Annotated in this window: 11 protein-coding genes; 9 read left to right on the forward strand and 2 right to left on the reverse strand. The window is 59.5% G+C overall.

The features are described from left to right. The coding region (locus AC11W3_RS02790; RefSeq protein ID WP_484092443.1) for a c-type cytochrome at positions 1-398 on the forward strand (398 nt) is incomplete at its 5' end. Between the two features lie 220 nt (positions 399-618). On the opposite strand, the gene AC11W3_RS02795 is transcribed toward AC11W3_RS02790, so the two are convergent. Beyond that, positions 619-888 (reverse strand): hypothetical protein, encoded by a 270-nt coding sequence (locus tag AC11W3_RS02795; RefSeq protein ID WP_484088635.1) that lies wholly within the window; start codon positions 886-888, stop codon positions 619-621. Between AC11W3_RS02795 and ctaD the strand changes: the two genes are divergently transcribed. The 7 genes from ctaD to AC11W3_RS02830 all read left to right on the forward strand — a co-directional run bounded on the left by ctaD (position 861) and on the right by AC11W3_RS02830 (position 6139). Continuing rightward, positions 861-2459 carry a cytochrome c oxidase subunit I gene (gene ctaD / locus AC11W3_RS02800; RefSeq protein WP_484088636.1) on the forward strand — a complete coding sequence of 533 codons (1599 nt, stop codon included), beginning with the start codon at positions 861-863 and terminating at the stop codon, positions 2457-2459. The two genes, AC11W3_RS02795 and ctaD, sit on opposite strands and share 28 nt — an antisense overlap. After that, on the forward strand, positions 2449-3030 hold the full coding sequence (locus AC11W3_RS02805) for a cytochrome c oxidase subunit 3 family protein (RefSeq protein WP_484088637.1): 582 nt from the start codon (positions 2449-2451) through the stop codon (positions 3028-3030). The genes ctaD and AC11W3_RS02805 overlap by 11 nt, the downstream gene beginning before the upstream one ends. Positions 3031-3037: 7 nt before the next feature. After that, complete coding sequence (locus AC11W3_RS02810) at positions 3038-3301, forward strand: cytochrome C oxidase subunit IV family protein (RefSeq protein WP_484088638.1); 264 nt, start codon at positions 3038-3040, stop codon at positions 3299-3301. 38 nt (positions 3302-3339) lie between these two features. Next, positions 3340-3786, forward strand: a complete 447-nt coding sequence (locus AC11W3_RS02815; RefSeq protein WP_484092444.1) for a DoxX family protein — start codon at positions 3340-3342, stop codon at positions 3784-3786. Positions 3787-3840: 54 nt separating this feature from the next. After that, positions 3841-4704, forward strand: coding sequence for a COX15/CtaA family protein (locus AC11W3_RS02820; RefSeq protein WP_484092445.1), 864 nt, complete (start codon positions 3841-3843; stop codon positions 4702-4704). Continuing rightward, a complete protein-coding gene (cyoE, locus tag AC11W3_RS02825) occupies positions 4701-5606 on the forward strand; it encodes a heme o synthase (RefSeq protein WP_484092446.1) in 906 nt (301 codons plus the stop codon). Before AC11W3_RS02820 ends, cyoE begins: the two co-directional genes overlap by 4 nt. Before the next feature lie 326 nt (positions 5607-5932). Continuing rightward, positions 5933-6139: a putative signal transducing protein gene (locus tag AC11W3_RS02830; RefSeq protein ID WP_484092447.1), complete on the forward strand. Its 207-nt coding sequence runs from the start codon at positions 5933-5935 to the stop codon at positions 6137-6139. On the opposite strand, the gene AC11W3_RS02835 is transcribed toward AC11W3_RS02830, so the two are convergent. After that, positions 6140-6640, reverse strand: coding sequence for a pyridoxamine 5'-phosphate oxidase family protein (locus AC11W3_RS02835; protein WP_484092448.1), 501 nt, complete (start codon positions 6638-6640; stop codon positions 6140-6142). A gap of 296 nt (positions 6641-6936) precedes the next feature. Here AC11W3_RS02835 and AC11W3_RS02840 point away from each other — a divergent pair. Beyond that, a partial coding sequence (locus tag AC11W3_RS02840) for an SDR family NAD(P)-dependent oxidoreductase (protein ID WP_484092449.1) occupies positions 6937-7457 on the forward strand: 521 nt, incomplete at its 3' end.

Consider the following 7457-nt stretch of genomic DNA (forward strand, 5'->3'; position numbering starts at 1 on the left):
GCGGCACCGGTCACTCGGTAATGCGGGCGAGCCTCATCGTGATGCCCGAAGGCGATTATCTCGCCTGGCAACAGAGCGAGCAGCAGAAGGCGAAGCCAGGGACGCAGACGCTGGCGGACAAAGGCAAAGCGCTCTTCGAGAGCAGCGGCTGCGGCGGCTGTCACACCATAGACGGAACGCCGAAGATCGGCCCCACCCTCAAGGGGATCTACGGCAGCACGGTGGAGCTTTCCGACGGGAAGAAGGTGAAGGCGGACGAGGAATATCTGAGGGACTCGATAGAGGAGCCCAATGAGCAGGTGGTGAAAGGTTTCCAGCCGATCATGCCGACCTTCAAGGGGCAGTTGAAGGACGACGAGATCGCAGCCATCATCGATTACATGAAGACGTTGAAATAGGGAAAGAGGAGCTTGCGTGCTTCGACAGGCTCAGCACGAACGGTTCCACAATGATCAGGAGCTTCCACAAGATGAGCGCCAATCATCTAACACATTCCGGCAGGCTCAGCCGAACGGTTTCATGATAATCAGGAGCTTCCACAAGATGAGCACGAATCATCTAACATATTCCGGCAGGCTCAGCAGAGGTATTTCACCGCGATCGCGAGCTTCGTCAGGCTCAGCAGGGACCGACCTTGAGATCCAGCCGTTCGCCTTGAGCCTGTTGAAGGGCTTGGAGCCGTTTCACCCTGAGCCTGTCAAAGGGCGTGGAGCCGTTCGCCCTGAGCCTGTCGAAGGGCGTGGAGCCGTTCGCCCTGAGCCTGTCGAAGGGCGTCGAGCCGTTCGCCCTGAGCCTGTCGAAGGGCGTGGAGGCGTTCGCCCTGAGCTTGTCGAAGGGTGCAATTAAAACGAGGGACAGCAATGAGCCATACGGAAAGTTACCTGGCACACAAGGGATTCCGCTCCTGGGCCTTCACCCTAGACCACAAGCGCATCGGCGTCATGTACCTGATCACCACCCACGCCTTCTTCCTGGTGGGAGGGATCCTGGCCATGCTGCTGCGCCTCAAACTCCTCTCCCCCGGGCCGGCGCTCTTCAGCGACCACACCTACAACGTGCTATTCACCATGCACGGCGCGATCATGATCTTCCTCTTCATCATTCCGGCCATCCCCTCTTCGCTGGGGAACTTCTTCATCCCGATCCTGATCGGCGCGCGCGACGTGGCCTTTCCGCGTCTGAACCTGTTAAGCTACTGGATCTTCGTCGCCGGGGTCATCATCACCCTGGTCTCGCTGGTGCAGCCAATCGATACCGGCTGGACCTTCTACACCCCCTTCTCCACCCAGAGCGCCGGGGCGGTCACGATCCTCGCCTTCGGCCTATTTATGGTCGGGATGTCGTCCATCCTCACCGGCCTTAACTTCATCGTGACCATCCATACCCTGCGCGCACCGGGCATGAATTGGTACCGGTTGCCGCTCTTCATCTGGGGGATGTACGGCACCAGCGTGATCCAGGTCCTCTCCACCCCCGTCATCGGCATCACTTTCATCCTGCTGGCGGCCGAGCGGATCTTCGGCATCGGCTTCTTCGACCCGGCAAAGGGGGGCGATCCCCTCCTCTTCCAGCACTTCTTCTGGTTCTATTCCCACCCAGTGGTCTACGTCATGATACTGCCGGCCATGGGGATCATCTCCGAGGTCATCCCCTGCTTCTCAAGAAAACCGATCTTCGGCTACAAGGCCATCGCCTACTCCGCCCTGGCTATAGCCTTCATCGGGTTCCTGGTCTGGGGGCACCACATGTTCGTGAGCGGCATGTCGACCACGGCAGGGATCATCTTCTCCTTCCTCACCTTCTTCGTGGCCGTGCCCACCGGGATTAAGATCTTCAACTGGATCGCCACCCTCTACAAGGGGTCGATATCCCTCGACTCGCCGATGCTCTGGGCCCTGACCTTCATCTTCCTCTTCATCATAGGCGGGCTCACCGGGCTCTTCCTTGGCTCCCTGGCCACCGACGTCCACGTGCACGACACATACTTCCTGGTGGCCCACTTCCACTACACCATGATGGGGGGGACGGTGATGGGGCTCTTCGCCGGGCTGCACTACTGGTACCCGAAGATCACCGGCCGCATGCTGAGCGAGAGGATGGCCAAGCATGCCTGGTGGCTGATCGTGAGCGGCTTCAACCTGACCTTCTTCCCCATGTTCATCCTCGGGATGCAGGGGATGCCCAGGCGCTATGCTGAGTATCCGGCGAAGTACCATGGACTGAACGTCCTGGCCACGGTCGGCTCATGGGTCCTCTTCCTCGGCATCGGCATCATGTTCTTCAATTTCATCCGCTCCCTGAAACGCGGAGCGGTCGCTCCTGCCAATCCATGGGACGGGCTCACCCTGGAGTGGCAGGTCCCTTCGCCGCCTCCTGAGGAAAACTTCGAGGAGATCCCCACGGTGACCGACTGGCCCTACAGCTACGGCAAGAAAACGAGGGAACCAAGTGTCAAGTAAGGAAAAGGCGGAAAAAGGCGCGCCGGTGGCCGCAAGGCTTGGCATCTGGGCATTTCTCGCCACGGAGCTCCTCCTCTTTGGCGGGCTCTTCACAGCCTACGCGGTCTTCCGCCTGGACTATCCCGATCTCTTCCATCACGAGCACCTGAAGCTGAACCGAGTGATGGGGGCGATCAACACCGTCCTGCTCCTCACCAGCAGCCTGACCATGGCCATCGCCATCGCCGGGATCAGGCAGGGCAAGGTCCGCCTGATGAAGATCGGCATCGCCCTCACCCTGGCACTGGCGGCGGGATTCCTGGGGGTCAAGTACGTCGAGTGGAGTGAGGACTTCAGTCACGGCCTCTTCCCAAGGAGCAACCTCTTCTTCGGGCTCTACTTCATGATGACGGGCCTGCACGGTCTCCACGTAATTTTCGGTATGCTGGTGATGGTGTGGCTGCTGATCCGCGCCCAAAAGGGCTTCTTCTCCGCCGATTACCACACGCCGATCGAGATCACCGGCCTTTACTGGCATTTCGTCGACATGGTCTGGATCTATCTCTTCCCCCTGCTCTACCTGATAGGCTGAGGTGGCTATGGGACATTACAGGAATTACCTGATCGTCTGGGCGTCGCTACTGGTGCTGACCGCCGTGACCGTGGCCGTCTCCTTTTTCAACCTCGGGCTTTGGAACGCCACGGTGGCTCTCATCATCGCTTCCGTCAAAGCCACACTGGTAGCGCTTTATTTCATGCACCTGCGTAACGAGATCAAGCTGGTGCTGGGCTTCGCCATCTTCCCGCTGGCGATCCTGGCGCTGATCATCGTCGGGACCCTGGTCGATACTCTCACCCGTTGATGGTCATCTTGGCGGTGGGAGCGAATGGAGGAGAATCCATGTACAGCCTATTTAAGACCGATGACAGCTGGCCGACCCTGGTTTTGAGGATCGGGATGGGCTTAGCGATGTTTCCCCACGGGGCACAGAAGGTGCTCGGATGGTTCGGCGGGCCCGGCTTCAGCCAGACGCTCTCCATGTTCACCACCCATATGCACATACCCGCAGCCCTGGCTTTGCTGGTGATCATAGCCGAATCCCTTGGGGCGGTGGGGCTGATCCTCGGCTTTCTCACCAGGATCGCGGCCTTCGGCATCCTCTGTGACATGATCGGCGCAGTGGCGCTGGTACACTGGAAGAACGGGTTCTTCATGAACTGGATGGGCAAGCAGGCGGGTGAGGGTTTCGAATATCACATCCTTGCCATAACCATCACCTTGGCCCTGATCATAGCAGGCGGCGGCCGCTGGTCCATCGACCGGTTACTGGCGCAAAGACTTCGTTGAGACAAGACCCGGACTGGTTGCAGTCCCCAGTCCCCCATTTCCCGGAGGTGCGACATGCTGGGCCGAGTGACAGCTGGACTCTTCTTCCTACTCCTCATCTGGGGCAACCTGGTCGCCGGCATGCAGGCCGGAGAGGCCTGTCCGGACTGGCCGCTTTGCCACGGCCAGTTCCTGCCGCCGTTGCGGCTCGACGTCTGGATGGAGTTCCTGCACAGGGTGATCGCCGCCTTGGCGACCATCTTCCTGATCCTCCTGGTCCGTAAGCGACTGCCGTCCTACCAGGGATTCCAGAAAGGGATTCCCCTGACGGCACTGGGACTGATCGCCCTGGAGATACTGCTGGGCGGCATCGTGGTGCTCCTGGGCCTCCCGGTCCAGGTGACGACGGTCCATTTCATGATCGGCCTGGCGGTCTTTCTGCTGGTCCTTTACATGGCCGTCTGCGACGGCGAGACGCGTCCTGCGACGATTTCGGTTTCCGGGTATGCGGGCCTAATCTTTTCCGTTTTGGTCATAGTCTACTTCCAGGCCTCGCTGGGCGCCTACCTGCGCCATTCCGCGGCGGGTCTCGCCTGCCCCGACTTCCCGACCTGCCAGGGGCACCTGCTGCCGCCACTTTGGGACCGTCCCGTCGCCACCAACTTCTCACACCGTCTCCTCGCCCTCGGAACCTTCCTCACCACCGTCGCCCTTTACCTCACCTCCATCCTGGACAAGCACCTGAAGCAGCGGCACACCGACCTCCTGATCCTGATGGTCCTGGTGGCGGTCCAGATCGGCGTGGGGGCTGCCGTGGTCTTGTCCGGCCTCAGCTATCCCATCACCTCGCTGCACCTCGGCATGACGCTCGCTATCATCTGGATGAGCCTGCGGATCTGGCTCAAGCAGATGCGGGAGCCGGCGGAACAGCCCGAATGATCCGAACCGCCGCGGGAAATCACCTCCAGCTGAAGGAGACGCGGGGTTTTTCCGGGACCTGTGGCGCCTTCTTGATCCTGGCCAAACCCGGGATAGTGGCAGCTGTCACGCTGTCGGGGTATACCGGCATGGTGGTGGCCGGAAGAGGTCTTCCGGAGATAAAGACAGGGATTTCCTGCGTGGTCAGCCTCCTCCTTATGGCGGCCGGCTCCGCCGTCATCAACAGCGTCGTCGACCGGCGCATGGACGAGCAGATGGAGCGGTTGACGGTGAGATCGGCGGCGCTGAAACGGGTGGGAACAGGGCGGGCACTGGCGACCGCAGTCGCCCTCACCGCCGCGTCGGTTGCCATGGCCTGCGCGCTCTTGTCATCTAGGACGGCGCTGTTGCTGGTCGCCGCCGCCCTCAGCTACACCCTCTACTACACGCTCTTCCTCAAGCGTCATACCCCCTGGGCAGCCGTCCTCGGCGGTCTTCCAGGCGCATTTCCCGTCCTGATCGGCCATGCTGCCGTCAACCCGAACCCGGACCTGGCCTCCTTGTCGCTATTCCTGATCATGCTGATATGGCAGCCACCCCATTTCTGGCTGCTGTCGCTGTCGCATCGCGAGGAGTACAGGGCCGCGGGGGTTCCGGTACTCCCCCTGGTGATGGGAGATCGTTTCACCAGGACCTGCATTTATGCCGGCGTCGCAGCCTTGATGCCGGCAACTCTGCTGCTTTGGCACCTCGGTCCCTGCTCGGATATATTTGCCACCTGCGCCTCCCTGGTCACCGGCTGCTACCTATTTGCCTGCCGTTACTTCATGACCAGCGGCGGCAACTACCGCGCCGCCTTCCGCTGCTCCATCGGCTATATCCTCCTCCTGTTCCTGGTCATCATTGTCGACCTCACGCTGTGAACGCCCACCACCAGACGTAGAAGCGCCATCAGGGACATCAGTCTACCGTACCAATCTTCCTTCCAAAACTGTCATTCCCGAAGCTATACTGAACGGGAATCCAGCTCATAAGACGTGAAATCTGGATCCCCGATAAGGGCATTCGGGGATGACAATCTCGTAACGAAGATTAGCGCTACTCAGTTCAGTCTATGAACCTCCCTCTTCAAGGGGGAGGTCAGGAGGGGGATGGGGTTCCACCTCAGCAAGGGATGGGGTTTTGTCCCGGTACGTAGTAAAATGAGAATCAAAGAGAAGGGAAGGATCAACAGGAAGGGGGGAATAACATGACAAAGTTTTATGACCCGAAGGATGAGGCGGATCTGGCACGCGTCGAGGAAATATTGAGAAAAGGCGGGATCGAGTATTTCGTGGCCGCTTCCCGTCAAGGAACAGGGATTCCGAGAGAGATAGAAGTGGCTGAAGAAGACATCCCTTTCGCCGAGCAACTGTTGGGGAATCTGACGGGAAAAAAAGAGCAGCCGAGAAGATAGCTATCCCAACGGCCGGTCGGAATGCGCGTCAGCTGTGAACGAAAAGACACTTTCAACCCTTACCTCGAGCCTCCACTGCACTTGCGGCAGTCCCGGAGGCTCGCCTCCTGGAAGGTAGCCATCCAGAAGGGCCGTATCCTCGCTCCTATCCACATAACCGGTGAACTGGTACCCATTTCCCGTCATCGGGTCGGCAATGGCCACAGCGACCTTCGGATTCTCCATAAGGTTTCGTAACGTCGTCTGGCAAAACCAGGCTTCGAAGACCAGGATATTACGGGCCGTGACGGCGATCCCTCTTCCGGCGGCGAGATGAGGATTCCCTTTTGCATCGCAGGTAGCCACGAAGGCATGCCCGATCCCCTCCACGAAGCTCTTTATCCCCTCAGTTATCATGTTGACGTATCTCCTTTTCCCTTGGTGGAGGAGCCTGCGGTGCCAGCGGTACCGGATCGGCCAGCGGCGGGACGGGTAACGGTGCCTGCTTTGGGGCTTGGTCATAGTGGAGTTTCCCGGGACGAGACCCGTGGCACGGCTTGCAGCGGATGATGATCGGACCGTTCTGGATCGCATCCAGCATTCCCCTTCCGGGAGAGCCTTCTTCGGCCAAACCCTTAGTTCCTTTTAGCACCCGAGCCGGGATAGTCAAGAGAATCGCGCAGATGCGTCGCTTCCCTTTTTCCCGGCTGCATCCGATAATGCAGATGCCGTGTGGTAACATTTGCTGGTGAAACAGGTTTCAGTCGCCTTAAGCCGGTTTGGTGGACGCTCCTTTGGTGGGAGATAAGGAGGAAGCTATGAAACAGAGAATCGCATTGGTAACCGGAGCCAGCCGCGGCATCGGCCGCGCGATAGCAATCAATCTCGCCCAGGACGGCTTGATGGTGGCGGTGCACTACCACAAGCAGAAGGAAGCTGCAGAGGAAGTGGTGCACAAGATCTGGCGCAACGGCGGGAAAGCTTTCACCGTGCAGGGAAACGTGGGAGAGGTCTCCAGCATCTCGTACCTCTACGATGAACTCGACGCCATCATCAAAAAGGAAACGGGAGAAGAAGGTTTCGACGTGCTGGTGAACAACGCCGGCATCGGCAAAAGCGGCACGGTGGAGGAGACGACCGAGGAACTCTTCGACGAGGTATTCACCGTCAACGCCAAAGGCCCCTTCTTCATGATGCAGAAGGCCCTGCCCCGGATGCGCAATAACGGCAGGATCATCAACGTCTCATCCTGCGTCACCCGTGTCGCCTACCCCGACGTCGCCGCCTATTCAGCCGCCAAGGGAGCGATAAACGTGCTGACCCTTGTGCTGGCCTCCCA

The sequence above is a fragment of the Geomonas sp. genome, assembly GCF_056994735.1.

Bases quoted from the DNA above. Each gene is read 5' to 3' on its own strand.
- ctaD (WP_484088636.1), top strand. From the start codon at position 861: ATGAGCCATACGGAAAGTTACCTGGCACACAAGGGATTCCGCTCCTGG.
- AC11W3_RS02810 (WP_484088638.1), top strand. From the start codon at position 3,038: ATGGGACATTACAGGAATTACCTGATCGTCTGGGCGTCGCTACTGGTG.
- AC11W3_RS02815 (WP_484092444.1), top strand. From the start codon at position 3,340: ATGTACAGCCTATTTAAGACCGATGACAGCTGGCCGACCCTGGTTTTG.
- AC11W3_RS02820 (WP_484092445.1), top strand. From the start codon at position 3,841: ATGCTGGGCCGAGTGACAGCTGGACTCTTCTTCCTACTCCTCATCTGG.
- cyoE (WP_484092446.1), top strand. From the start codon at position 4,701: ATGATCCGAACCGCCGCGGGAAATCACCTCCAGCTGAAGGAGACGCGG.
- AC11W3_RS02830 (WP_484092447.1), top strand. From the start codon at position 5,933: ATGACAAAGTTTTATGACCCGAAGGATGAGGCGGATCTGGCACGCGTC.
- AC11W3_RS02835 (WP_484092448.1), bottom strand. From the start codon at position 6,640: ATGACCAAGCCCCAAAGCAGGCACCGTTACCCGTCCCGCCGCTGGCCG.